Genomic DNA, 25,355 nt, shown 5'->3' on the forward strand with positions numbered 1-25,355 from the left:
CGGCCGGCGCGGGTGGCGCCCGACGCGTGGTCGGACGCCACCCGCCCTCGGTCAGGGCAGGTCGATCGGGCGCAGCACCCGGTCCACCGAGTGCGCGATCTGCCGGTTGCCCTTGTTGACGTCGAAGGTGACGACGCGGGCGTCCCGGTCGTTGGTGTCAGCGTCGATCAGGCGCACCTGGCGGAAGAAGTACAGGTAGGTGCGCACGTCGACCTCGACGGTCGAGCCGAGCGCGGTGCTCAGGTCCGTGCCGTCGGCCCGGACCGCCGTCTTGCGATCGATGGTGGCGCCCGGCACCACGTGGTAGAGCAGCACCGATTCGACGGTGTCGATGCCCAGCCCGGCGACGGCGGAGAAGGCCGCGCTCTCGCTCGGCAGCTTCTTCGCCTCCGTGATCTCGCGTACCAACTGCTGGAAGGCCGCATCGGTGGGGATGAACGCGGTCAGTGCGACAGTGCCGTCGGTGAGCACCTTGACCGGCGAGTTCGGCTTGGCCTCCAGCACGGCCAGCACGGCCGCGGTCAGCACGTCGAAGTCCCGCGAGTTGCGGTCGAAGCCGCTGGTGTCCTTCGTGAGCACAGCGGCGAGTGAGGTCGTGCCGAGCGGCTTGGCCTTGCCGGTCGCCTGAGCGGCCGGCACAGCGATGGCCGTGGTGGCCAGCGCGGTGGCCATGGCGCCCACCGCCATCCTGGCGGCGAGTCGTGCGATCTTCATCAGCGGGCCTTTCGTCGAAGCGTCGGATCCGTGACGTCTCGTCACGACCCATGCTTCGCACCGGGACCGCTGCTCGGATGCACCCGGGGATAACCGATTGTCCGGGGCTCGTCGCGGGCTTAACCTCCCCCGGTGCTGATTCGGGAGTTCGTCGACCAGGACTGGTCGCAGGTGTGGCCGATCATCGAGGGGGTGATCGGGGCACAGGAGACCTTCACCTACGACCCGGCGATGACCGCCGAGCAGTCGTACGGCACGTGGGTCGAGGTGACACCAGGTCGGACGGTCGTGGCGGTGGACGGCGAGCGGGTGCTCGGCACCGCGAAGATGGGCACCAACCGGCCCGGGCCGGGCGCGCACGTGTCGACCGCGAGCTTCATGGTCGCCGCCGACGCGCGGGGCCGGGGCGTGGGCACCGCGCTGTGCCGCGATGCCCTGACCTGGGCCCGCGAGCAGGGGTACGCCGGCATGCAGTTCAACGCAGTGGCGGAGAGCAACCGGTCGGCGGTGGAGTTGTACCGGCGGGAGGGCTTCGCGGTGGTCGGCACGGTGCCGGGCGCGTTCCGCCATCCCGCTCTCGGCCGGGTCGGGCTGCACGTCATGTACCAGGAGTTCTGAGCGGCCGAGTCGCGCGGACGCCCCGAACGCGGCTGGCGGATGGGATGTGCTGCTCGGTGCCTGTCGAGCTGCCCCATTCGTGGGGCGGGACTCCCGGTCGGCGGTCGCCTCGGTCCGCGCCCGGCGGGGGCGGCATCCGGGAGACGGCAGGCGGCCTGCCTGACCATGCGGCGGCTACGGGCGTGGCTGCCCCACTGACGGGGCAGCTCGACAGGCACCGCGGGACATGTCGCCCGGAGCCACCGCCCAGGCGGAGTGCCGACTCACGCCGTCGAGGGATGGTCCGCCGGTGGCTGACCGGCCCCGCCCAGCACGACTGCGGCAGGCGGACGACGCGGCTCGGAGCCGGCGCGGCGGACCGGGCTGAAGAGGCCACCGACGGCTACCAGCAGGCACCCCGCTCCGGCCGCGAGCGTGACGGCCGCGACGCCGAACCGGGCGGCGGCCCAGGTCAGCACGACTGCGCCAGCCGGACCGAGCGCGTAGTGCGTGCTCCAGAACGCCGACGTGACCCGGCCGAGCAGGTGGTCAGGGGTGATCTCCTGGCGCAGCGACATCGAGCAGATGCCGCCGACGCTGAGGCAGCACAGGTACACGGCGGTCAGCGCGGTGACAGCGGGCACGCTCGTCGCGATGCCGACGCCCGCCACCGCGAACCCGCAGATCGCGTGGGCGCCGATCCACGTCGCGCCGAATCCGCGCCGTCGACGCAGCGGGGCCACCAGCAGCGCACCGGCGACTGTGCCCAGCGCCGCCAGGCCGAGCACCGTGCCGACGGTGCCCTCGGAGCCGCCGAGGTCGTGGGTGACGTGGTAGATCAGCACGTCGACGAAGCCGTAGGTCAGGAAGATGAACACCGACAGCAGGATGGTCAGCGCGCGTAGGACGGGCTGTCGCCACAGGAACCGCGCCCCGGCCAGGAACTCGGCCAGCGGCCGCTCCCGGGCCACCGCCGCGGCGCCGTCGGCCGGCGCGGGCCGCAGTCGGATCATCCACAGTCCCGCCGCGGAGAGCGCGAAACTCGCCGCGTTGACGGCGATGGCGGTCGACGGGCCGAAGCGGGCCGACACCACGCCGGCGAGCAGCGGCCCGAGGACGGCCGCCGCCGCGTACGTCGCCTGCAACCGACCGTTGGCCTCGGTGAGCCGATCACGATCGACGAGGTTGCGGACCGCGGTGACGGCGGCGACCTGGAACACCATGCCGGCGGCCTCGCAGATCGGCAGCACGACGAAGAGCAGCCACACCTGCGGGCCCGCCAGCCACGCCAGCGGCACCAGGCCGTAGAGCACCAGGCGGGTCAGGTCCGCCGCGATCATCAGCGTGCGGCGGTCGTACCGGTCGACCAGAACCCCGCCGAAGATCCCGGCGGCGACGGACGCCGCGCCCGCGACGGCCGTGAGCAGGCCCATCTGCGCCACCGACCCGGTCGCCTGGAGCACCAGCAGCGGCACCGCCAGGTACGCGAACGAGTCGCCGGCCGCCGAGAGCGACTGCGCGACCCAGTACGTGCCGAAGGTGCGGTCCCGCCACAGCGGAGGCCGGTCTGCGCCGGCAGGTCGGCTCATGCGGCCGAGGGTAGTACGCGTCGCCGATCCGGTTGGCCCGCACATGCGGGCACGGCGGCGGCCGCGGTAAGGATCCCGCGGCCGCCGCCGGAAAGCCCGAAACGGTCAGCCCTTGCGCAGCGGAGCGAGCGCGGAGCTCCAGGCGACCACCTGGTCGAGCGTGGTGGTCAGCGCGTCCTGCTGGAACTGGTTGGGCTTGAAGATGCTGAAGTTCTCGAAGTCGGTGAAGAGCGACAGCGCGACCTGCGAACGCACGTCGGCCATCTGAAGCTCACCGGAGATCAGACGCAGGTGCTCCACGGCACGCGCCCCGCCGACCGAGCCGTAGCTGACGAAGCCAACGGCCTTGTTGTTCCACTCGGCGTAGAGGAAGTCGATCGCGTTCTTCAGGGCGCCCGAGGTGGAGTGGTTGTACTCGGGGGTGACGATGATGAACCCGTCGTACGAAGCGATCGTCTCGGCCCAGCGCAGCGTGTGCGGCTGGGAGTACTGACCCATCGAGGGCGGGTACGCCTCGTCGAGGTGCGGCAGCTGGTAGTCGAGCAGGTCGATCAGCTCGTACTCCGCGTCGGAGCGCTGCTTGGCGATCTCCAGCACCCAGCGGGCGACGGCTTCCCCGTTACGCCCCGGACGGGTGCTTCCGAGGATGATCCCGATCCTGGTCATGTGTGGTGCCCTTCCAGAGGTCCTTGCCTGACGGCCAGAACGCTAACCGGTGCTTGATTGGTCAAGCAAATACTCTGGTTATGGTCGTAGTCACACGGAGGGTAACCATTTGCTCAGTCAAACAAGTATGATATGAGGATGTCCAACCCCTCCGCGCCGACGCCGCAACCCCTCAACCCTGACGAGGAGGCCCTGGTCCGCGCCCTGGGCCAGGTGATGCACGTGTTGCCCCGTGCGATCGACGCAGACATGGTCGGTGACCGTCAGTTACCACTCACGGAGTACACCGCCCTGATGAACCTGTCGGAGGCACCGGACCGGCGGATGCGCATGCACGAGCTCGCGGCGCTGTGCCATCTCTCGCTCAGCGGCATGACCCGCACGATCATCCGGTTGGAGACGCAGGGCCTGGTCAAGCGGGAACGGTGCGAGGAGGACGCCCGCGGCTGGAACGCCGTCCTCACCGACGCCGGCTTCGCCCGCCTCCAGGAGTCCTGGCCCAGTCACCTGGCCGCCGTACGCCGCCGGTTCCTCCAGCACTTCGAGGGCTTCGACCTGGCCCAGTTGGCCCGTGCGTTCCAGCGGGCCGGCACGGCGGAGCCGACCCGCTGAGAGCTCGTGGTCAGCGGGTCGGCGCGTGGGCCGCCAGCGGGTTGACGAGGGTGCCGACGAACTGGAGAGCCGCCGACGGGTCGGCCAGATCGACCATCTGCTGGTTGTTGCGTAGCTGGAGCCGGTTGAGGCAGGACAACGTGAACTCCGGGGCGAACAGGTCGTAGTGGCGGACCCGCTCGGCCAGGTGCGGCACCCTGTCGAAGTAGTCGGCCGCGCAGGCCGCGACCGTACGCCAGAAGTCGTCCTCGGCGAGCACGCCGGCCTCGACCAGGACCGCGTTGAGGTGACGCAGGAAGCAGTCCACCACGTCGGTGAAGATGGTCAGCAGCTTGGTGTCGTCGGGCACGTCGACCCGGATCCGCTCCACCTCGGCGGGCAGCTCGACGTCGGCGCTCATCACCGCGATCTCCTCGGCGATGTCCTTGAAGATCACCCGCTCGACCGTGTCGTGCTCGTCGAGGACCAGGATGACGTTCTCGCCGTGCGGCATGAACGCCAGGTCGTGGGCGTAGAAGCTGTGCAGCAGCGGGGTCAGGTAGGCGTCCAGGTAGCGACGCAGCCAGACCTCGGGAGCCAACCCGGACCGGGCGATCAGCTCCGCGGCCAGCGAGCCGCCGTCGTTGTCCACGTGCAGCAGCGCGGCCATGGTGGACAGTCGCCGCCCCGGCGCCAGGTCGGGCACCGGGCTCTCGCGCCACAGGGCGGCCAACATCTTCCGGTACGGGGAGGTGCGGTCGGTCGCCGCCTCGTACTGCCGGTGCCGGTAACCCACAGCGGCCCGTTCCCGGATCACGGTCAGGCCGGTGCCGGTCAGCACCTCGTCGCGCGCGATCAGGTCGGCCAGCCAGTCGTTGATCGCCGGGGTGGCCGCCATGTACGCGGCCGACAACCCCCGCATGAAGCCCATGTTCAGCACCGACAGCGCGGTCTTCACGTAGTGCCGGCTCGGCTCGCTCACGTTGAAGAAGGTGCGGATGGACTGCTGGGCGAGGTACGCGTCCGGTCCGGGGCCGAGGTGCACCAGCCGACGTTCGGCCAGCTCCCCGGCGAAGGTGACCGCCAGCTTGTTCCACCACTGCCACGGGTGCGCGGGGATCAGGTGGTAGTCGGCGAGGTCGAGGCCCAGGTCGGCCATCGTGGCCGCGAACCGGGCCCGGGTCTGCGCGTCCAGCTCGCTCTCGATCAGCGCGTCGTAGTCGAGGTCGGCGGCGCTGCTGAACGTCGAGTGGTCCCGGTGCGCGGCGAGCCATTCCAGGCGTACCGCCTCGGCGGTCTCCGGGGCGTAGCGGTGGTACTCGTCGACGCCGAAGCCGAGGCGGCCGTTGTTGGCCACGAAGCAGGGGTGGCCCTCGGTCATCGACGTCTCGATGGTCTGGAAGTCCGCAGTGGCCAGCTCGGCGGCGGTGGGCGTGGCCTTGGCCAGCTTGTACGCGGTGCCCGCCAGCGTCGAGGTGATCTCCTCCAGGTAGACCGGGAGCACCCGCGCGGAGAGCCCGAGGGTGCCGCGCAGCTCGACGATGAAATCCACCGCGTCGGGTGGCAGGGGTGTGCCGTCGCGGTGCCGGGTGATGCTGTCGGCGTCGATCTGCCAGTGCGCCAGGGCGAGCACCCGCGCGGCGAAGCGGTAGGTGACAGTGCCGTCGTCGCTGCGGACCTCGTAGGACTGTCGGTCGTCGGGGCCTGGCACGGGCTCCGGTGCGAGCAGTCGTTCGTGGGTGAACTCGGCGAGCGCCTTGCGGACCAGCAGCCGGTTGGCCCGGGCCCAGCGCTGCGGGGTGAGGTGCCCGACCGGGTCTCCGGAAGCGGCGTGCCCGGCGGCGGGCGTCTGGGTGGGAACGGCGGTGGCGGTCACGCCGGGGCTCCTTCGGTTCGGGCTGCGGCGGCGAGGTCGGCGGCCTGGAACTGGGCTCGGGTGCAGACGCTGAGCAGCGCGTCTTTCTCGGGCTTGGCGATCGGGCCGACGACCTCGAAGCCGACGGCGGCGTTCAGCGCGTGCACGGCCGTGTTGCGGACGTCCGGCTCGACCACCACCCGTCTGGTCGCGGGGTCGTCGAAGAGCCACGCCATGACGGTGCCGAGGACCGCCCGGGTGAAGCCGTGCACCGGAGTGCCGACGGGCGCGCAGAGGAAGTGCATGCCCACGTCACCGGGTTGGTGGTCGTAGAGGCCGGCCAGCTCGACGTGGGCCGGGTCGTAGCGCTCGGCGAGGAAGGCGGGACTCCCCCGCCACAGCCCGAGGTACGCGTCGTGGTGCGGGTGTTCGGCGATCCGCTGGTACTCGTCGGTCACCCGGGCCAGGTCGGCGTCCTGCATCAGCCAGAACGCCGCCTTCGGGTGGGTCACCCAGGTGTGCAGCAGCGCGGCGTCGGTGTCCAGGTCGAGCGTACGCAGGGCGAACTCGCCGAGCCGATCGTCGGAGCGGGCGAAGACGACGCTCACGATGTCACCCCGAACTCCTGGAAGGTGATGCTCTTCTCGATCGGGTAGTACTCCCGGCCGAGCAGCTCACGGATGATCCAGGAGTTGCGGTAGGGGCCCATGCCCAGGTCCGGCGAGGTGATGCTGTGCGTGTGGGTGCCCGCGTTCTGCAGGAAGATGCCCCGCCCGCTGTGGTCGATGCTGTAGTTGCGGGCCACGTCGAACCGGCCGTGCCCGTCCCAGCGGATCCGGTCACGCACCGGCGTGAGGAACTCCGGCACCCGGTAGTGGTAGCCGGTCGCCAGCACCAACCCCTCGGTACGCACTGTGAAGTCCCGCTCCTGCTCCACCTGACGCAGCCCGAGCGTGTACACCCCGTCCTGGTGGTCGGCCCCGACCAGCTCGGTGTTGGTGAGCAGGCGGGTGTTCACCGGTCCGTCGACGGTGTGCGCGTACAGCAGGTCGAAGATCTCGTTGATCAGATCCGCGTTGATCCCCTTGAACAGGCCCTTCTGCTCGGTCTCCAGCCGGTAGCGGGTCGCCTCGGGCAGCGCGTGGAAGTAGTCCACGTAGTCCGGTGAGGTCATCTCCAGCGTCAGCTTGGTGTATTCGAGCGGGAAGAACCGCGGCGAACGGGTCACCCAGTTGAGCTGGTAGCCGTACCGGCCGATGTCACCGAGCAGGTCGTGGTAGATCTCGGCGGCGCTCTGCCCACTGCCCACCACTGTGATGCTGCGCTTGGTGCGCAGCGCCGCCCGGTGCTCCAGGTAACGGGAGTTGTGCACGGCGTCCCCGGGCAGCGCGGCGACGGCGTCGGGCAGGTACGGCGGGGTGCCGGTGCCGAGCACCAGGTGCCGGGCCGCGTACTCGACGGCCTCTCCGGTGCCAGTGCTGGCCCGCACCACGTACCGGTCGTCGGCGGCGTCGTACTCCACAGTGGTCACTGTCTGACCGAAACGCACGTTCGGCAGCTTCGCCGCCGCCCACCGGCAGTACGCGTCGTACTCGCTGCGCAGCGGGTAGAAGCTCTCCCGGATGTAGAACGGGTAGAGCCGGCCGATCTCCTTGAGGTAGTTGAGGAAGGAGTACGGCGACGTCGGGTCGGCGAGGCTGACCAGGTCGGCGATGAACGGGGTCTGCAGGCGCGCCGACTCCAGCAGCATGCCGGGGTGCCAGGCGAGGCTCGGGCGGGCCTCCAGGAACACCCCGTCCAGCTCGTCGATCGGCGCCGTGAGGCAGGCCAGGCCCAGGTTGTACGGGCCCAGCCCGATGGCGATGAAGTCGTGGGTGGACATCCGGCCCTCCAGGCCCAGGTTGGAGTTCATCGGCATCAGCCGACTGGGCAGGTCGATCGGCATCAGCTGACGTGGCAGGTCAGGTCGGCGGTGACGTGGTCGTGCACGTAGCGGCCGGCGTGGGTGGCGATCAGGTCGAGGACGTAGCCGACGTCTTCGACTGTGGTCGCCGGGTTGAGCAGGGTGAACTTCAAGAAGTGCCGGCCGTCGACCCGGGTCCCGGCGACCACGGCGAGGCCGGACGCCGCGAGGGCCTCCCGGGCGTGCAGGTTGGCCGCGTCGGCCAGGTCCCGTCCGGGGCCGGTGGGCAGGTAGCGGAAGACCACAGTGCTCAGCTCGGAGCGGGTCACCACTTCGAAGCGGGGGTCCTCGCTGACCAACTGCCAGGCGTCGGCGGCCCGGTCGACCACCTCGTCGAAGAGCGCGCCGAGCGCGTGCGGGCCCATCACCCGCAGCGTCAGCCAGAGCTTCAGCGCGTCGAAGCGGCGGGTGGTCTGCAGGCTCTTGTCGACCTGGTTGGGGATGCGCTGCTCCACCATCCGGGCCGGGTTGAGGTAGTCGGCGTGGTAGGTGGCGTGCCGCAGCACCCCCCGGTCGCGGACCAGCAGCGCGCTGGAGCTGACCGGCTGGAAGAACGACTTGTGGAAGTCGACGGTCACCGAGTCGGCCCGTTCGATGCCGCCGAGCAGGTGCCGGCGCGTCGGCGAGATCAGCAGACCGCACCCGTACGCGGCGTCCACGTGCAGCCAGACACCGGTCGCCGCGCAGATCCCGGCGAGCTCCGTCAACGGGTCGATGGAGCCGAAGTCGGTGGTGCCGGCCGTGGCGACGACCGCCATCACCACCAGCCCGGCCTGCCGGCAGCGCTCGATCTCCTCGCGGACGGCGGACGCCCGGATCCGTCGCCGGGCGTCGGTGGGCACCGCGATCACGGCGTCCGGGGCGAGGCCGAGCAGTTTGGCCGACTTCTGCACGCTGAAGTGACCGGCCGCGGAGGTGAGCACCCGCAGTCGGGGCAGCAGCTCCGCGCGGGCCGCCGGGCCGACCGCGTCGACGCACGCCTCCTCGCGGGCCAGCAGCAGCGCCTGGAGGTTGGACTGGCTGCCACCGCTGGTGAAGACGCCGTCCGCGCTGGGGCCGAGGCCGATCCGCTCGGCGGTCCAGTCGATCAGCCGCCGCTCGATGAGGGTCGCCCCGGCGCTCTGGTCCCAGGTGTCCAGGGACGAGTTCACGGCGGTGAGCACCGCCTCGCCGAGCAGCGCCGGGATGGCCACCGGGCAATTGAGGTGGGCGAGATAGCGGGGGTGGTGGAACCAGACGGCGTCGCGCAGGTAGACGTCCTCCAGCTCGTCCAGTGCGGCTCCGGCGTCGCCCAACGGCCGGTCCAGGTCCACCCGGTCGACCAGGGGGGCCAGCTCGGCAGGCGTGATCCCGGTGACGGGACGGTCCACGGTGGCCACCCGGCGGGCGACGCGGTCGACGCCGTCGGCGATCGCCCGCCGGTACTGCTCGACCGAGCCGTCGTGCAACAGTTGGGCCCGCGCGGCGGCGGGCGCCGGTGACGGCGCGGTGTTCTCGACGGGGTACGTCGGCACGGTCACTCGAAGTCCTTCCACGTTCTGGACGAGGGCAGCCGGAACCACCCCCGGCGCGGCGGTGCGCCTCGGGGTGGTGCTGCCTTTCTGATGGGTTCGCCACTCAGGCCGTGGCGCCGACCAGCGCCTCGGCGCGCAGGTCCTCCTCGGAGAGCCCACAGCGCCAGTAGCCGGCGAAGGTCACCCGCCGACGGTCGAAGCCGCGCTCGCCGTCAGGTCCGCACCGCCGAAGGTCACCCGCACCAGCGAGGCGCCGACCCGACGGGCCCGTACGACGTGCGCGGCGAAGAAGCGGTACTGGAGGGCGATCGGTTCGACGGTGCTCGTACTCATGGCGTCAGCTGACCTTCTTCGCGTTCCGGATGGCGGTGGCGAGGTTTTCCAGCAGCGGCGCGGAGCCGGCGTACGAGAAGCGGGGCACCGCGTCCCAGGCGGTGACCTGGTTGGCCTTGACCGCCGGCAGTTGCTGCCAGGTCGGCTTGGCGGCGAGGTCCTTGGGCTGGAGGGCGGTGCTGCGGTTGTCCAGCAGGATCAGGTCGGCCGGGAACTTGCCGGTGTTCTCCCAGCTCAGCGCCTCGAAGTAGTCGCCGGATTCGAGCTTGTTGGGCACCACGATGTCGACGCCCAGCTCGGCGAAGTACATCAGGTCGGTGCTGACCTTCGGGTTGGAGACGTAGAACAGGTCGGGGCTGCCGGAGCAGGCCATCACCTTGATGCCGGGGTTGGCCTTGACCGCCTGCCGGACCGCCTCGGCGGCGGCGTCGAAGCGGGTCTTCGCGTCGGTGACCTTCTTCGCGGACAGGTCCGCGCCGAGCGACTCGGCCAGCGCGGCGTAGCGCTCGATCGGCTTGGTCATCGGCACCCGGGCGGTGGTGATCGCCACACTGGGCGCGAGCGGGAGGATCTTGCTCTTGCTCTCGTCCGGCACGTACCAGAGGGCGTCCGGGTCGTACATGTGGGTGACCAGCAGCTCGGGGCGCAGCGCCGCGTACTTCTCCAGGCTGAACTCGCCCCACACGTTGCCGAGGATCTCGACGCTCTCGACGTTCAGGTCGCCGGCTTGGGGATCGGCACTGCCGTCGGCTCGCTTGGTTTCACCGAACACTCCGACGAGCTGCTTGTCGAGACCGAAATCGATCAGTGCCGCCGCCACGCCGGTGAAGGCCACGACGCGGGTCGGGCGGGCTGCGGCATCGACCTTCGTACCGCGGTCGTCGGTGAACGACCAGGGACCACTTCCGTTGCCGGCGGCGGGCTTCGCGGTGTCGTCCTTGCCGCAGGCGGCGAGCAGGGTGGCCAGCGTGGCGGCACCACCGGCGGCCAGCAGGCCACGGCGGGAGAGGCGACGTGCGGACAGGGCATCGGTCATGGTGTTGTCTTTCGATCAAGGGTCTGGCCGGGCTCGACCAGGGCAGCGGGGTTAGGTTAGCCTAACCTCGGTCATTGTCAACAGCGGTCCGCCGTGCCACCACAACTCCGGAGCCCACACTGGACGCCACAGCTACCGTCACCGAGGCGACACCGTCGGTGACGGACAGGAAATCGGCCGGACCCCCGGCTCGGCGCGGCGCGCGGACGGCCCGCGCCGCCGGCCTGGTCGCCGCCGTGGCGCTGCTCGGGGTGATCGTGGTGCTCAGCATCGCGGTCGGAGCGAAAGCCCTACCGCTCGCCGACGTCTGGTCCGGGTTGCTGCACCGCGACGCCACCGAGTACGCCGTGGTGCACCGGATGCGCCTGCCGCGTACCCTGCTCGGACTGCTTGCCGGCGCCGCGCTCGGCGTGGCCGGCGCGGTCATGCAGGCCCTCACCCGCAACCCCCTCGCCGACCCCGGGCTGCTCGGCATCAACGCCGGCGCGTCCGCGGCCGTCGCCACCGCCGCCGCGTTCCTGGGCGTCACCGCCATCGGCGGGTACGTCTGGTTCGCGCTGTTCGGCGCGGCCGTGGTGACCGCACTCGTCTACGCCGTCGGCGGCGGGCGTGGCGCCACCCCGGCCCGCCTCGCGCTGGCCGGCGCAGCCCTCAACGCCACCCTCTACTCGTACGTGAGCGCGGTGATGCTGCTGGACACGGCCTCGCTGGACCGCCTGCGGTTCTGGACGGTCGGTTCGCTGGCCAGCGCGGACTCCGCGACGGTGACCCGGGTGCTGCCGTTCATCCTGGTCGGCCTCCTGGTCGCGCTCGGCGCCGCCCGACCGCTGAACGCCCTCGCGCTCGGCGACGACGCCGCACGGGCCCTGGGTGCCCGACCGGGGCTGATCCGCGCCGCCGTGATCGTGGCGGTCACGCTGCTCTGCGGCGCCGCGACCGCCGCCTGCGGCCCGATCGTCTTCGTCGGGCTGCTGGTGCCACACCTGGTACGCGCCCTGACCGGCCCGGACCTGCGCTGGCTGCTGCCGTACTGCGCGGTGCTCGCGCCCGCCCTGCTGCTCGGCGCGGACGTGCTCGGCCGGGTGCTGGGCCGACCCGGAGAACTCCAGGTCGGCATGGTGACCGCCGTGCTGGGCGGCCCGCTCTTCCTGTGGCTGGTCACCCGCGCGAAGGTGGCCCACCCGTGAGCGAGCGCAGCGAGCGAACCAGCAGGCTCAGCACTGTGGCGCGTCGCGCCATCGCGCAGCGAAGCGGAGTGATGGCGTGACAGTTCTGCGTACGCCCGGTGGGTTGTCGGTGCGGTTCCGTCCCCGCGCGATGGCCATCGGTCTCGGTGCGGCAGTGCTCGCGGCCGGGTTGGGCCTGGTCGCCCTGGGCAGTGGTGACTATCCGATGGGCCCGACCGACGTGCTGCGCACCCTCGTGGGCGGCGGCACGCCGGCGGAGCAGTTCATCGTGCACGAGCTGCGACTGCCCCGACTGGTCACCGCCCTGCTGGTCGGGGCGGCGCTGTCGCTGGCCGGCACGGTGTTCCAGTCGCTGGTCCGTAACCCGCTGGGCAGCCCGGACATCCTCGGCTTCACCCAGGGCGCATCGGCCGGCGCGCTGGTCGTAATCGTGCTCGGTGGCAGCAGCCTGGCGCTGGCCGGCGCCGCGGTCGTCGGTGGCCTCGCCACCGGCCTGGTGATCTACGCGCTCGCCTGGCGACGCGGGGTGCACGGGTTCCGGCTCATCCTGGTCGGCATCGGCATTTCCGCGATCCTGACCGGCGTCAACGGCTACCTGCTGACCCGGGCACCGCTGATGGATGCCGCCCGCGCGGTGCTCTGGCTCACCGGCAGCCTGGACGGGCGGGGCTGGGCCAACGCCGGGCCGCTGCTCGTCGTCCTGGTCGTGCTGGCGCCCGTGGTGCTCATCGGATGCGGCACGGCGCTGCGGATGATGGAGTTGGGTGACGACACGGCCAGTGCCCTGGGCGTGCCGGTACGCCGGCTGCGCCTGGTGCTGCTCGCGGCGGCGGTGCTGCTGGTCTCGTTCGCGGCGGCCGCCGCCGGGCCGGTGTCGTTCGTCGCGCTGGTCGCGCCGCACGTGACGAAGCGGCTGACCCGGGCGCCCGGCCCGAACCTGCTGCCGTCGATGGCCGTCGGTGCGGCGCTGCTGGTCGGCGCCGACCTGGTGGCCCAGCGCGCGTTTCCCGGGCACCAGCTTCCGGTCGGTGTGGTGACCGGAGTGATCGGCGGCGGCTATCTGGTCTGGCTGCTGGCGATGGAACGCCGGGCGGGCCGGCTGTGAACACCCGCGACGCCCTCGAAGGAGCACCCATGCACCCCGGCAGTTCCCGGCTCGGCGGCACCGCGCTGACCCTCGCCTACGACCAGCGCACCATCACCGAGAACCTGACCGTCGCGGTACCCGACAACTCGTTCACGGTGATCATCGGGCCGAACGCGTGCGGCAAGTCGACGCTGCTGCGCGCGCTGTCCCGGATGCTGCGCCCGAGCGCCGGCACCGTGCTGCTCGACGGGCGGGACATCCACGACCTGCCGGCCCGCAAGGTGGCCCGCACTCTCGGCCTGCTCCCCCAGTCGTCGATCGCGCCGGACGGGATCACCGCCGCCGAGCTGGTCGCCCGGGGTCGCTACCCCCACCAGGGGCTGCTGCGGCAGTGGTCGCGCGAGGACGAACGGGTGGTCGAGGAGTCGATGGCCGCGACCGGTGTCGACGACCTCGCCGACCGGTCGGTGGACGAGCTGTCCGGCGGGCAACGGCAGCGGGTGTGGATCGCCATGGCGCTGGCCCAGCAGACCCCGCTGCTGCTGCTCGACGAGCCGACCACGTACCTCGACATCGCCCACCAGATCGAGATCCTGGACCTCTGCGCCCGGTTACACGAGGAGCAGGGGCGCACGCTGGTCGCGGTGCTGCACGACCTGAACCACGCGGCCCGCTACGCCACGCACCTGATCGCCATGCGCGACGGGCGCGTGGTGGCCGCCGGGGAACCGTCGTCGGTGGTCACCGCCGACCTGGTGGCGGAGGTGTTCGGGCTGCCCTGCCGGGTCATCGACGACCCGGAGACCGGCACCCCGCTGGTCGTGCCGGCGGCCCGGCGGCGCGCCACCACCCTCGCCCCGGAGCCGGCGTGAGCGAGCGCAGCGAGCCAACCAGCAAGCACAGCAGCGAGCAGACCGGCAGGCGCGGCGGCGCCCGGCGTTTCCGTGACCCCTGGGGCGTGCCGCACCTGCGGGCCGGCGACCCGCTCGCGTTGGCGGCGGCGCAGGGCCGGGTGACCGCGTACGACCGGGCCTGGCAGATCGAGGTGGAACGGCACCGCGCCCAGGGCACCAGCGCCGCATTCCTCGGCGTCGACGCGCTCGACTGGGACCGGTTCGCCCGGCAGGTCCGGCTCGACGACACCGCACGCCGCTGCCATGCGGCGCTCGACCCGGCGACCGCCGAGTGGGTGGGCGCGTATGTGGCCGGGGTCAACGACGGTCTCGCCGCCGGGGCGGCCCGCGCGCCGGAGTTCGCCGCCACCGGGCTGGCACCGGGCCGGTGGGAGCCGTGGACGCCGCTCGGGGTCTGGTTGGGCCACCACATCCTGTTCGCGGGCTTCCCCGGCAAGCTCTGGCGGGAGCACGTGGCGCGACAGCTCGGCCCGGAGGCGGTTGACGTGTTCGCCACCGACGGGCCGTCCGTCGCCGGCAGCAACGGTTGGCTGCTCGCCGCCGAACGCACCGGCACCGGCGCCGCGCTGCTCGCCGGGGATCCGCACCGGTTCTTCGAGGATCCGGGCGTCTACCAGCAGATCCGGCTGGCCTGCCCGGAGTACGACGTGGTCGGGCTGGCGGTGCCCGGTGTGCCGGGCATCGCGCACTTCGGGCACACCGGGGCGGTGGCCTGGGCGATCACCAACGCGATGGCCGACTACCAGGACCTGTACGCCGAGCGGCTGCGCCGGGACGGCGGACAGGTCCAGGCCCTCGGCCCGGACGGTTGGCGGCCCGCGCACTCCCACCTGGAGACGATCGAGGTGGCCGGGGCGGATCCGGTCGAGGTCGAGGTGGTGGAGACCGACCGAGGTCCGGTGATCGTCGGCGGGCCGGACGACCAGACGGCCATCAGCCTGCGCTATCCGCCCCGGGTCCGCGCGGAGCTGGGCTTCGCGACGCTGCCGGAGTTGCTGCGCGCCCGCACCGTGACCGATGTGGACCACGCGCTGCGGCACTGGGTGGAGCCGGTCAACGTGGTGCAGGCCGCGGACACCGGCGGCGGGCTGTTGCACCGGGTCGCCGGGGCGGTGCCGGTGCGGCATCCGGACAACGGGCAACGGGTGGTCCCCGGGTGGGACGCCGAGCACGCCTGGCAGGGCTGGTACGCGCCGATGCCCCGGGCCACGGTGGTCGGCCGGGCGGTGATGGCCAACGAGCGAGGGTTGGCGGCACCGCTCGGGGTCGAGTTCGCCCCGCCGCACCGGGCGCATCGGATCGCCGAGTTGCTCGACGCCGGTCACGACTGGACGGCCGACGGGCTGGCCGAGGTGCACACCGACACGTACCTGGGCTCGGCCGAGCCCCTGCTGGCGGTGCTGGAAGGGCTGACCGGGCTCGACCCGGCCACCGCGACGCTGCGTGAACGGCTGCGACGCTGGGACCGGCGGATGGCCGCCGACAGCACCGACGCGGCGCGGTTCGCCGTCCTGCGTGCCGCTGTCGTACGTCGGATCGCCGCCCATCCGGCGCTGGCCGCGTTGGCCGAGCCGCCCGCGTACCCGGAGGTGTTCGCGCCCTGGTTGGCGCTGACGCCGCGCGTCGGTTACGCGCTGGAGCACCTGCTCGGCGCGGCACCGCTGCCCGGCGTGGACGTGGCGGCGCTGGTGCGTGCGGCGGCCGACGAGGTCGCCGGCGCGGCGGAAGACCCGGTGCGCTGGGGCGATCTGCACCGGCTGGCGACGTGGCGGGCGTTGCCCGACCCGGACCCCGGGCCGGGCCCTCGACTCGACGGCGATCACGACTGTGTGCTGGCCACCTCCAGCGTGCCCGGGGTCACCCACTGGTGCTTCCGGGGGCCGACGGCGCGCTTCGTCTGGGACCTGGCCCGACGCGAGGACAGCCGTTGGGTGGTCCCGCTGGGCACCTGTGGCGTGCCTGGCGACGCGCACCACGACGACCAGAGCCCCGCCTGGCTGTCCGGGGAGCTGCTGCCGGTGATCACCGACTGGGATCAGCTCGTCGAGGAGCGGGACGCCCACGACCGGAACGCGGACCGGCCGCCGCCCGGGATGCGCCAGGAAGCGGCCGATTTCGGTGGCGTCAGCGCAGGCCGAACGCCCGGCTGAACGCTGCCATGGCGCAAACCCGCCATCGCCGGCTCACCTCGCGGGCACGCCGAGGGTGGTCAGCTCGGCCAACCGGTCCAGCTGCTCCGGGTCGGACAGGGCGGAACCGACCGCCACCACCCGTACGCCGGCTTGCAGGAACGCGCCGGCGTTGCCCGCGTCCAGGCCGCCGGTCGCCACGAACCGCAGCTGCGGCAGCGGACCGGCGACGGCCTTGAACCAGGCGGGCCCGAGAGAGATCGCGGGAAACGCCTTGAGCCAGGTGAGGCCGTGCCGCAGCGCCTGCTGGGCCTCGGTGGGGGTGGCCACACCGGGCAGGTGCGGCAGGCCACGCGCGGCGGCGGCGTCGGCGACCGCGAGGTCCAGGCCGGGCGCGACGGTGAACGCGGCACCCACGTCGGCCGAGGCGGCGACCTGCTCGACGTCGAGCACGGTGCCCGCGCCGACGATCCGCCCGCGCTCGGTGCCCGCCTGGACGGCGGCGCGCAGGGCCGGCACCGCCTCGGGGGTGGCCACCGGAACCTCCACCACGTCGATGCCGAGGTCCCAGGCCCGCTCAGCGAGCCGGACCGTCTCGGCGACCGGCAGGCCGCGCAGGATGGCCATCACCCGGGCACCGCCGAAGATGTGGTCGAAATCCGCTGTGGTCATGGTCCACTCCATCCGAGATCGCGGTGAGTCTGTTGGCTGCTGGCCCGATCGGAAACCGACCACTCAGACCCGAGCTGGCGCGCCGGTCAGATCGAGCGGCGACCAGGCCTCGTCGGGGGCGGCGAGCAGTCTCTCGAACCAGGCCCACGGCGGGACCGGGGCGTTGTCGCCGCTGCTGGTCAACGCCTGCGCCGCGACCAGGTGGCCGAGGCGCAACCGCCGCACGGGATCCAGGTCGCGCAGCAGCCCGGCCAGGTAGCCGGCGGCGAAGGCGTCGCCGGCGCCGACCGGCTCCACCACGGCCACCCGGGGAGCGGGCACGAAGACCGGCTCGGCGTCACGGCACATCGCTGTGGCACCGACCGCGCCGTCCTTGACCACCAGCGTCTCCGGGTCGGGCAACAACCGGCGTACGGCCAGCGGGTCGGTGGTGCCCCACAGCGTTTCCGCTTCGTCCTGGCCCACGAAGACCAGGTCGCAGCGGTTGGCGAGGTCACGCAGCACCGGCGCGGCCTGCTCGGCGGGCCACAGCCGGGACCGGTGGTTGACGTCGAAGCTGACCAGCGACCCCGCCAGCGGGCGGGCGGTCACCGCGTGCTCGACCAACGCCCGGCAGGACGCGGAGAGCGCCGGGGTGATGCCGGACAGGTGCAGCACACGGGCGCCGGCCAGCCTCGGGTCGGCCAGTGTCTCCGGGGCCATCCGGGAGGCCGCCGACCCGGCCCGGTAGTAGTGCACGGCGGTGCCCTCCGGGCCCGGGTCCTTGACGTACAGACCGGTGGGGGCGGCCGGGTCCACGACGACCTGGTCGACCCGGACGCCGGCGGCGGCGACGTGCCGGACGACGGCCCGACCGAAGGGGTCGTCGCCGACCCGGCTCACCCAGGTCGCCCGGTGCCCCAGCCGGGCCAGGTAACCGGCCACGTTGGACTCCGCGCCACCCACCGAGACGGCGACCCGTTCGGCGTGCTCCAGCGGCTCACCCGGCGCGGGGCAGAGCACCACCATCGTCTCGCCGACCGCGACCACCTCGACCGGCGCAAGGCCACCCGGGACGGACGCCACGTCAGGTCGGTGGTCGGTCGGCATGAGCGCACACGTCCTCGCGGCGAGAGTCCTGGGCGCCGCCGAGCCTATGGTGTCCCGCGTGAGCCGGGCAACCCGGTGCCGAGGGTCAGGGCAACGTCAGCCCGTACGCGGCCAGCACCTCCGCGATCGGCTGGTAGTAGGTGGTGCCGCCGGAGGTGCAGTTGCCGCTGCCGCCGGAGAGGATGCCGAGGATGGCGCCGGTGGAGGCCACGTAGAGCGGTCCGCCGCTGTCCCCCGGCTCGGCGCAGATGTTGGTACGGATCAGGCCGTAGATCACCCCGTTGGAGTAGTTGACGGTCTGGTTCAGACCGGTGACGGTGCCGCACCGCACCCCGGTGGTCACACCGCTGCGACACACCGCCTGACCGACGTACGCGTTGGCGGGACCGTTGATGGGCAGCAGTCCGGGGTAGGTGTAGACCGCGCTCGGATGCGCGATCCGGCCGGTGTAGCGGATCAGCCCGTAGTCGTTGCCGGGGAAACTGGTGGCGGTGCGGGTGCCCAGCACTGTGGTCTGGGCGCTGTCGGCATACCAGGTGCTGGCGGTGGTGGTGCAGTGCCCGGCGGTGATGACGTAGTAGGTGCTGCCGCTGCGCACGTTCGCGCCGAGCGAGCAGCGACCGCCACCACCGCCGTAGATGCCCTGCCCGGCGGCGATCAGCGTGCGCAGGGTTCCGGGTTCGCGGCGCAGCAGCGCGCCGGCCCGGTCGGCTGTCGCCCGCAGCGCCCTCAGCTCGGCGGGGGTCACGGTGTCGTCGACGGTGAGGGTCATCCGGCCGGTGGCGGGGTCGAGGCCCCAGGCGGTGCCGGCGGTGCGTACCCCGGCCAACACGGCCGCCGGATCGGCGGCGGGCGCGGCGGCCCGGTCGGGGACGGCGGCCTGCGCCGCGCCGGGTGCGACGAGCAGGAGGACGGTCAGGACGAGGGCGACGAGCGGGGAGCGGCGCATCCAGGCCTCCGCAGAGATCGAGATAGATGGATGCCGTTCAGCATCGCCCGGCGTCCGACGCGGTGGCAACCTTCGGCCGTCCCCTTCCCCGACCCGCGAGAATCGCCGATCCGGGGACGGGTCGCGCCGACGCCGCCGATAATCCTCGGGAGACGGCGGGAGGCCGGGCATGACCACCGGAGGCACCGCGGCACTGGTACGCCGGCCGGACGGGTCGACCCGGGCCACGCTGCTGGAGTTGCTCTTCGACGTGGTCTTCGTGGCCTCGCTCGCGCTGACCTCGACGCTGCTGGCGGGACACCACTCCTGGTCGCGCGCGGCGATGGTGCTGCTGATGTTGACGGCGATCTGGTGGACCTGGTCGGTCACCTCGACCACGACCGAGTTCTACGACCCGCAGCAGCGGCCGATCCAGCTCATCCTGATGGTCGCCATGGTCGGGTCGGTGGGGATGGCGGCGTCGCTGCCGATGGTCTCCGACGGGCACGCGATGGTCTTCGCGATCTCGTACGTCGGCACGCACGTGATTCGCGGCATCGTCCTGGTCACGTCGTTGCACCGGCAACGACACCGGTCGGCCATGATCCGGGCCACCCGGTTCCTGTTCTGGTTCGTGGTGTCCGGCGTCTTCTGGATCACCGGCGCGGTGTCCGGCACGGTCAACTGGGGCCTCTGGGCCATCGCCATCACGATCGACCTGGTCTCCGCAGCGGCCCGCTACCCGACTCCCCGGGTCGGTCGGGTGCCTCTCGACCAGTACGAGCGCACCACCGGGCACCTGGGCGAGCGGTACCAGCAGTTCGTCATCCTGGCCCTCGGCGACATCATCCTGGTGCCCACGCTGCAGGTCAGCAAGGGCGAGCTGGCCGGTCTGCGCGTCACCGCACTGTTCGGCGCATTCGCCATGATGCTGCTGCTCTGGCAGGTCTACGTCTTCCGGGCCGGCGAGTTGTTGGAGGCCGGGGCCGGGCCGAAGTCGGGCCGGCCAGCCCGGGTGGCTCCGTACACCCATCTGGTGATGCTGGTCGGCGTGGTCGGCACGGCGGCCTCGTTCGACCTGGTCGTCACCCGGCCGACCGGCACGACGCCGGTGGGGTGGCTCTTACTGATCATGGGTGGCCCGGCGCTGTTCGTGATCGGGCGCATCCTGTTCACCCTGCTGATATCAATGGTCGTGCCGTGGCGGCGAATGTTCTGGCTGCCCCTCCCGCTGCTGGCGCTGCCATGGGCCGGGAGTTGGCCACCGCTGCTGGTCACCGCGGCCGTGGCGCTCGGGCTCGCCGGTCACGTCCTGACTCCCGGAGCGGTCCGGGAGACCACACCGGGCCTGCGGATGCGGCGATCCGACGACTGACCTCCGCCGGGTCAGGCGATGTGTCGGCCGGCCCACTCGGCGAGGTCCCGGGCACACGCGTCCACCGACTCCTTCCAGGTCCGGGCCGCGCCCTCCCCCGCCTCGTCGCTGACCTGCTTGACCACTCGGCACGGCACACCGGCCTGCGCGGCGGCCCACGCCACCGCGTACCCCTCCATGTCGACCAGGTCGGCGCGCTGCGCCAACCGGTCCCGGGCGGCGTCGTCGGCCACGAACGTGTCACCGGTGGCCAGCACCGCGCCCTCGGTGGCCAGCGACAGTGGCGCCCCGTAGGTCTCGCCGGTGAGCGTCCGCAGCAGGTCGGTGTCCAGGTCGTGCTGGAGCACTGTGGCGACCTCGTGGATGCCGGCCCACCCGGGGCGCAACGCCCCGGCCGTGCCCAGGTTGAGCAGCAGGCGCGGTCGTGGCTCGGCGGCCAGCACCGCCGCCACCGCGCTGGCGGCGTTCACCTTGCCCATGCCGGTGAGCAGCACCGGCAGGTCGGGCGGCAGGTAGCGGGCCTCCTCCCCGACGGCGAGCACCACCAGCGGACGATCGGCGCGGACCGTACCCCGAAGATTCACCGGAGCATCGTACGAGCCGGCTCCTCGACCACCAACCGCACCCAGCCACCGCTCAGCGGGGACGCATCGCGCGTTCAGCCGGGTGCGGCAGGCTGAACCGGCGAGCAACCGGGCGACGGCGGTCCGGTCCGCCGACGGAGAGGTGACGACGGTGTACGACGGACAGGAGTTCCTGCGCGACAACCGCTGGTGCCTGAGCCGGCGCGGTCTGCTGACCGGGGCGGGCGCCCTCGGTGCCGCCGGGCTGCTGAGCGCCTGCGGCGCCGGTGACAGCCCGACGGGCGGTCCGGCGTCCACTGCGCCCGGCACCGTGCTGGCCCGCACCGGGGACGTTCCGGTCGGTGGCGGCACGGTCGCCGAGGGCGTCCTGGTCGTCCAGCCGGAGGCCGGCACCTTCAAGGCCTACGACGCGACCTGCCCGCACCAGGGCGTCCGCGTCGGCGCACCCCGCGACGGGGTGATCACCTGCCCCGCGCACAACTCGACCTTCTCCGCCGGCGACGGTGCCCGACTGGGCGGGCCAGCCACGAAGGGCCTGACGGAGATCCCGGTCCGCGTCGACGGCACGACCATCGTGCGCGCCTGACGTTCGGTCAGTCTTCGGCGAAGCGGTAGAGCACGAAGTCCTTCTCCGCGCCGCAGGCGATCACGTGGGTGTTCCACGAACAGGACGCGCTGCGGACGTCCTTCAGCTCGCCCAACTCGTCCACCTCACCGGACTCGGCCCACACACCGGCCAGTACGCGGTTGTCCGCGACCACACTGGGTGCCTTGGCGAAGACCAGCAGGTTGCCCTCGTCCAGCCGGACCGCCACACCGCCCCGGTCGGACAGCACCGGCTTGCCGGAGGCGTCGAAGAGGGTGACGGTCGGGTCCGGGTACTCCCGTTGGGCGAGCAGCCGCTCACCCAACGGGACCAGGTCGGTCACGCCAGGTGCCGACCAGCGGATCGCGGGCTTACCCTCGGTCGCCGCCACCACCTCGGTGCGCGCGGTGTCGTTGTTCGGCACCTGCAACAGGCAGGCCCGCCGCTCGCCGCAGGCCACCAGTCCCTTCGGGCGGTAGTCGTCGTTGCCCGCCCGGTGCAGCACCACCGGCGCCGCGTCGGAACCCAGGTCGTACGACAGCAGCTGGTATCCGCCGTCGTTGCCGGCCACGTACAGGCGGTCCTCGTGCGCGACCACCAGGTCGTCCAGGTCGGCGACACTGCCCCAGCGGCGCAGCACCTTGCCGGACGTCATGTCGAGCAGCCGCACCGACCGGTCCGCGCCGACCTGGATGAGCTGCCGCCCCTTGCCCGTCCACGAGTTACGGGGCGTGCCGTCGAGGAAGGCCGGCCCGCCCGCCGCCTTCGCGGTGCCCACCGGCCGGACCACTGTGCGGCTGCCGTCGAACTGGTCGCGGGGGGTGGGCTGGGCCCACTTCTGAGTGCCGTTGCTCAGGCGCAGGCCGACCAGTTGGGCGGCGGTCCGGTCCACGAGAACCGCCGTGTCGTCGGCGAAGTAGACGTTGTCGTCACCACGGACCGACCGCTGCCAGCGCTGTTCGCCCGTACGCGCGTCGAGCACGGCCAGCGGGCGCGGGGTGCTGTCGCCCGACGCGTCGGCGAGAACCGCGACCGCCCCCGGGACGGCGATGATCGCCTCCCAGTCGTCGGCCCGCGCGTCGGTCTGCTCGCGCCACAGCTCGTCGCCGGTTGCGGTGTCGACGGCCACCACCTCCAGCCGGTCGTCCGGCAGCGGGAACCCGAGGTAGGCCCGGTCGCCGAGCATCGCCGTCCACATGCCGGCCGGCCGCTCGGTCCCGGCCTTGGGCCGGGACAGTTCACGCAACGACCCGAACTCCAGATCCGGGTAGCGGTCACGGGTCAGGTAGATCGTCGCCGCGGCGCCCACCCCGACCAGGGCCAGCACCGCGCCGAGCACCACCCAGCGCGCCCGCCGCCAGCGCGGCCCACCCGCCAGCAGGGTCGGGGCCGCTGCGGCCCAACCCGGCCCGGGAGGCGGGCCCGCCGGCGGGGTCGACCCCGGCCAGGGCTGCGACGGTACGACCGGCGCGGCGGCTCCGGCCGGTGCGGGCGGGCTAACGGGGCCCGGCGCGGGCGGGCTCACAGGGCCCGGCGCGGGCGGGCTCACAGGGCCCGGCGCGGGCGGTGGTCCCGCGTACGCCGGGGCGGGCAGCGGCTTACGCAGCGGCAGGTCGGTCAGTGCGCCCTCGGCCACCGGCAGCTCCGGCTGGTCCAGCACGGTCGGGGCGACCCCCAGCTCGGCGTGCAGCATCCGGGCCACCAGCGGGATCCGTGACGAGCCGCCGACGAGGAACAGCCCGGCGAGCTGGTCGGGGCTGAGACCGGCCGCGGCGATCACCTCCCGGGCCCGCTCCACCGCCCGACGCAGCAACGGCGTGGCCGCCCGCTCGACGTCCGCCCGGGTCAGCTGGACCGTATCGGCCACCCCCGGCACGGCGACCGGCGCGACAGTGGAGCGGGACAACGTCTCCTTCGCACCCCGTACCTCGTCCCAGAACCGCACCTGGTCGCGGCGCTGCGCCGGGTCCGCCGGCCGGGCCAGCCGGGCCCACTGCGCGGCGTGCCGTTCACCGACCAGCTCACCGACCCGCCGCACCAGGGCCGCGTCGAGGTCCAGACCGCCCAGGTCGGGCAGACCACCGTCGGCGACCACGCTGAAGCCGGAGTCACCCCACGGGTCGGCGCCCTCGTTGCGCAGCACCGCGACGTCGAGCGTGCCGCCACCGAAGTCGAACACCGCGATCGCGCCGCCGACCGGCACCGGACGATGCAGCACCTGCGTGTAGTAGCGGGCGGCGGCCACCGGCTCCCGCAGCAGCCGGGTGCCCGGCGGCGTCGGCCCGGCCAGGGTGTGCTCGGCCACCTGCGGCCACCCCGCCAGCAGCAGGGCGTCGGCGAGCACCTGCCGTCGCGTCGCGTCCCAGGCGGCCGGGCAGGTGAGAACGGCCGGGGGCAGGAAACCGACGGTGCCCACCGCGGCCCGCGCGACCGACGCCAGCACCGCGGCGAGCAGGTCGGCCGGCGGGTACGAGCGGTCGCCGAGCACAATGGTCGGCTCGTCCACCCGGCGCTTCGGGTTCGCCTCGAACCGGGCCGGGTCCGCCTGCGCCAACCGCCGGGCGTCCCACCCGGTGTGCAGGGTGCCGTCCGGGTCGGCGTACACGGCGGAGGGGCTGAGCGGTTGACCGTCCATCAACAGCGGACGGGTGCGCCCGTCGGGCCAGCGCAGCACTGCGACGGTGTTGGACGTACCAAGGTCGACGCCGAGGGCGAAACCCTCGTGCTGGCCTGCCATCTGCCCGATACCTCCGCCGCGACGAGGGGAACTCGACCCCGCATCGTACGCAGGCCGCGCCGCCGCGCTGATCAGTCGGTCAGGGGACGGTCGGGATCGTCCGCTCAGTGCGTGGAACGTTCGCCGACGACCTCCCCGTCGCTGCTCTCCCCGGTGGGGCGAAAGCCGAGCTTCAGGTAGAACTGCTCCGGGCCGTCCGCCCCCGGATGCCACGTCGTGAAGACGCGGTCGTGCCCTCGTCGGCGAGCCTCCGCACGCACGGCGTCCACCGCGAAGCGGCCGTACCCGCGGCCCTGGTGCTCGGCGGCGATGTTCAGGCGCCACAGGCCCGAGCGCAGGTCGTCCGGTCGGGCCGGGTCCCACACGATGTCGAAGAAGCCCATCAAGAAGCCGACGATCTCGTCACCCTCGACGATCAGACGTGGCCACGCGACCTCGGGCTGCGCGTACGCCTCGGCGAGGGACCAGGCGACCGGGGACGAGAACTTCTCCTGGTCCGGCCGCACACTCACCCGGCATGCGGCTTCGACGTTGTCCGGGGTGATCTGCACGAGTCGCGGCACGCCGGCCACCCTATCCACCGACCCTCTCGTTGGTCGTTTGCACGTCGGCCGCTCGCAGGAGCCGGAGTTGACCGATCTCCGCGACGTTCTTCATCAGCTCGGCGTTGACCCAGCCGATCGTGTGCGTGACCGTGTGGTCGGTCCCGCCCGGCCAGGGGAACGTCGCGTTGCCGTCGAGGTCGGCGTCGGTGAGGTGGTCGAGCAGGCCCCGCCATTCGGTGCGCAGGCCCCGCAGCCACGTGACGCTCGGCTCGCCCGCGCCGGGCCAGACCACGGCCGTGCGCTGGCGCGGTGGCGCACCCCGGAGATGATCCATCGTCACCGTCCACCACCAGCCGATGTGCCAGGTGAGCCAGCCGATCGTCGGCACCGGGACCGGGTCGGGTTCGGTGTCGGCCCAGTCCGGCGTCCAGGTGCCGTCGGCGCTGCGCCGGACCGCCCAGCAGTGCAGGGCCGGCTCCCAGAGGAAGTCGTCGGCTTCGAGTCGTTCGAGGTGGTACTCGAACAGCGCCCACGTCAGGTCGAACTGCCAGCGCAGGAGGGCAATGGACGTTACGGACATCCGAGGATTCTGTCGGGGCACCGACGTCGCCGTCGACAGATTAAGCACCCACCGGCCCGTGCGGGTGATGACTGTGCGGCATCA

Annotated in this window: 24 protein-coding genes; 8 read left to right on the top strand and 16 right to left on the bottom strand. The window is 72.5% G+C overall.

What is annotated here, in order from left to right; genetic code table 11:
* Window positions 1-51: 51 nt before the first annotated feature.
* The gene (locus KBX34_RS03480; RefSeq protein ID WP_099854172.1) at window positions 52-714 is read right to left on the bottom strand and encodes a fasciclin domain-containing protein; all 663 of its coding nucleotides are present in this window, start codon (window positions 712-714) and stop codon (window positions 52-54) included.
* Window positions 715-846: 132 nt separating this feature from the next.
* Between KBX34_RS03480 and KBX34_RS03485 the strand changes: the two genes are divergently transcribed.
* Entirely contained in the window at window positions 847-1,332 is a 486-nt protein-coding gene (locus KBX34_RS03485) for a GNAT family N-acetyltransferase (RefSeq protein ID WP_210923212.1), read from the top strand.
* A gap of 263 nt (window positions 1,333-1,595) precedes the next feature.
* Here the strand turns inward: KBX34_RS03485 and KBX34_RS03490 are convergent, their stop codons facing one another.
* Window positions 1,596-2,900, bottom strand: coding sequence for an MFS transporter (locus tag KBX34_RS03490; RefSeq protein WP_210923214.1), 1,305 nt, complete (start codon window positions 2,898-2,900; stop codon window positions 1,596-1,598).
* Window positions 2,901-3,005: 105 nt separating this feature from the next.
* The gene (locus KBX34_RS03495) at window positions 3,006-3,566 is read right to left on the bottom strand and encodes an NADPH-dependent FMN reductase (protein WP_210923216.1); all 561 of its coding nucleotides are present in this window, start codon (window positions 3,564-3,566) and stop codon (window positions 3,006-3,008) included.
* A gap of 138 nt (window positions 3,567-3,704) precedes the next feature.
* Here KBX34_RS03495 and KBX34_RS03500 point away from each other — a divergent pair, with 138 nt between their 5' ends.
* Entirely contained in the window at window positions 3,705-4,178 is a 474-nt protein-coding gene (locus KBX34_RS03500) for a MarR family winged helix-turn-helix transcriptional regulator (protein ID WP_088948518.1), read from the top strand.
* A gap of 10 nt (window positions 4,179-4,188) precedes the next feature.
* Here the strand turns inward: KBX34_RS03500 and KBX34_RS03505 are convergent, their stop codons facing one another.
* From KBX34_RS03505 to KBX34_RS03530, 6 genes are all read right to left on the bottom strand, one after another.
* Window positions 4,189-6,033 carry an IucA/IucC family siderophore biosynthesis protein gene (locus tag KBX34_RS03505; protein ID WP_210923218.1) on the bottom strand — a complete coding sequence of 615 codons (1,845 nt, stop codon included), beginning with the start codon at window positions 6,031-6,033 and terminating at the stop codon, window positions 4,189-4,191.
* Window positions 6,030-6,620, bottom strand: coding sequence for a GNAT family N-acetyltransferase (locus tag KBX34_RS03510; protein WP_210923220.1), 591 nt, complete (start codon window positions 6,618-6,620; stop codon window positions 6,030-6,032). Before KBX34_RS03510 ends, KBX34_RS03505 begins: the two co-directional genes overlap by 4 nt.
* Window positions 6,617-7,894: a lysine N(6)-hydroxylase/L-ornithine N(5)-oxygenase family protein gene (locus KBX34_RS03515; RefSeq protein ID WP_210923376.1), complete on the bottom strand. Its 1,278-nt coding sequence runs from the start codon at window positions 7,892-7,894 to the stop codon at window positions 6,617-6,619. Before KBX34_RS03515 ends, KBX34_RS03510 begins: the two co-directional genes overlap by 4 nt.
* Window positions 7,895-7,956: 62 nt before the next feature.
* On the bottom strand, window positions 7,957-9,495 hold the full coding sequence (locus KBX34_RS03520; protein ID WP_210923222.1) for an aspartate aminotransferase family protein: 1,539 nt from the start codon (window positions 9,493-9,495) through the stop codon (window positions 7,957-7,959).
* Window positions 9,496-9,669: 174 nt separating this feature from the next.
* The gene (locus tag KBX34_RS03525) at window positions 9,670-9,822 is read right to left on the bottom strand and encodes a hypothetical protein (protein ID WP_210923223.1); all 153 of its coding nucleotides are present in this window, start codon (window positions 9,820-9,822) and stop codon (window positions 9,670-9,672) included.
* A 4-nt stretch (window positions 9,823-9,826) separates the two neighbouring features.
* Entirely contained in the window at window positions 9,827-10,858 is a 1,032-nt protein-coding gene (locus KBX34_RS03530) for an ABC transporter substrate-binding protein (RefSeq protein ID WP_099854187.1), read from the bottom strand.
* Window positions 10,859-11,094: 236 nt separating this feature from the next.
* Between KBX34_RS03530 and KBX34_RS03535 the strand changes: the two genes are divergently transcribed.
* From KBX34_RS03535 to KBX34_RS03550, 4 genes are all read left to right on the top strand, one after another.
* Window positions 11,095-12,045: an iron chelate uptake ABC transporter family permease subunit gene (locus tag KBX34_RS03535; protein WP_141912721.1), complete on the top strand. Its 951-nt coding sequence runs from the start codon at window positions 11,095-11,097 to the stop codon at window positions 12,043-12,045.
* A 76-nt stretch (window positions 12,046-12,121) separates the two neighbouring features.
* Complete coding sequence (locus KBX34_RS03540; protein WP_099854189.1) at window positions 12,122-13,150, top strand: iron chelate uptake ABC transporter family permease subunit; 1,029 nt, start codon at window positions 12,122-12,124, stop codon at window positions 13,148-13,150.
* A 29-nt stretch (window positions 13,151-13,179) separates the two neighbouring features.
* Complete coding sequence (locus KBX34_RS03545; RefSeq protein WP_141909701.1) at window positions 13,180-14,004, top strand: ABC transporter ATP-binding protein; 825 nt, start codon at window positions 13,180-13,182, stop codon at window positions 14,002-14,004.
* Window positions 14,001-16,196 (top strand): penicillin acylase family protein, encoded by a 2,196-nt coding sequence (locus KBX34_RS03550; protein ID WP_210923225.1) that lies wholly within the window; start codon window positions 14,001-14,003, stop codon window positions 16,194-16,196. Before KBX34_RS03545 ends, KBX34_RS03550 begins: the two co-directional genes overlap by 4 nt.
* Before the next feature lie 33 nt (window positions 16,197-16,229).
* Here KBX34_RS03550 and KBX34_RS03555 read toward each other — a convergent pair whose 3' ends face one another.
* The 3 genes from KBX34_RS03555 to KBX34_RS03565 all read right to left on the bottom strand — a co-directional run bounded on the left by KBX34_RS03555 (window position 16,230) and on the right by KBX34_RS03565 (window position 18,885).
* Complete coding sequence (locus KBX34_RS03555) at window positions 16,230-16,847, bottom strand: bifunctional 4-hydroxy-2-oxoglutarate aldolase/2-dehydro-3-deoxy-phosphogluconate aldolase (protein WP_210923228.1); 618 nt, start codon at window positions 16,845-16,847, stop codon at window positions 16,230-16,232.
* Between the two features lie 63 nt (window positions 16,848-16,910).
* A complete protein-coding gene (locus KBX34_RS03560; RefSeq protein ID WP_307871318.1) occupies window positions 16,911-17,912 on the bottom strand; it encodes a sugar kinase in 1,002 nt (333 codons plus the stop codon).
* Between the two features lie 109 nt (window positions 17,913-18,021).
* Window positions 18,022-18,885: a S1 family peptidase gene (locus KBX34_RS03565; RefSeq protein ID WP_210923232.1), complete on the bottom strand. Its 864-nt coding sequence runs from the start codon at window positions 18,883-18,885 to the stop codon at window positions 18,022-18,024.
* 169 nt (window positions 18,886-19,054) lie between these two features.
* Here KBX34_RS03565 and KBX34_RS03570 point away from each other — a divergent pair, with 169 nt between their 5' ends.
* Complete coding sequence (locus KBX34_RS03570) at window positions 19,055-20,239, top strand: low temperature requirement protein A (RefSeq protein WP_210923234.1); 1,185 nt, start codon at window positions 19,055-19,057, stop codon at window positions 20,237-20,239.
* 11 nt (window positions 20,240-20,250) lie between these two features.
* On the opposite strand, the gene KBX34_RS03575 is transcribed toward KBX34_RS03570, so the two are convergent.
* A complete protein-coding gene (locus tag KBX34_RS03575) occupies window positions 20,251-20,823 on the bottom strand; it encodes a nucleosidase (protein WP_210923235.1) in 573 nt (190 codons plus the stop codon).
* 151 nt (window positions 20,824-20,974) lie between these two features.
* Here KBX34_RS03575 and KBX34_RS03580 point away from each other — a divergent pair, with 151 nt between their 5' ends.
* Window positions 20,975-21,409: a Rieske (2Fe-2S) protein gene (locus KBX34_RS03580; protein WP_307871319.1), complete on the top strand. Its 435-nt coding sequence runs from the start codon at window positions 20,975-20,977 to the stop codon at window positions 21,407-21,409.
* Window positions 21,410-21,416: 7 nt separating this feature from the next.
* Here KBX34_RS03580 and KBX34_RS03585 read toward each other — a convergent pair whose 3' ends face one another.
* The 3 genes from KBX34_RS03585 to KBX34_RS03595 form a co-directional block, all read right to left on the bottom strand.
* On the bottom strand, window positions 21,417-24,146 hold the full coding sequence (locus tag KBX34_RS03585; RefSeq protein WP_210923237.1) for an Hsp70 family protein: 2,730 nt from the start codon (window positions 24,144-24,146) through the stop codon (window positions 21,417-21,419).
* A gap of 104 nt (window positions 24,147-24,250) precedes the next feature.
* Window positions 24,251-24,709 (bottom strand): GNAT family N-acetyltransferase, encoded by a 459-nt coding sequence (locus KBX34_RS03590; RefSeq protein WP_210789922.1) that lies wholly within the window; start codon window positions 24,707-24,709, stop codon window positions 24,251-24,253.
* 10 nt (window positions 24,710-24,719) lie between these two features.
* Window positions 24,720-25,271 (bottom strand): DinB family protein, encoded by a 552-nt coding sequence (locus KBX34_RS03595; protein ID WP_210923239.1) that lies wholly within the window; start codon window positions 25,269-25,271, stop codon window positions 24,720-24,722.
* Between the last annotated feature and the right edge of the window lie 84 nt (window positions 25,272-25,355).

Origin of the sequence: Micromonospora sp. M61 (assembly GCF_018070245.1) — a bacterium.
In the GTDB taxonomy this organism is placed as follows: Bacteria; Actinomycetota; Actinomycetes; order Mycobacteriales; family Micromonosporaceae; genus Micromonospora; species Micromonospora zamorensis.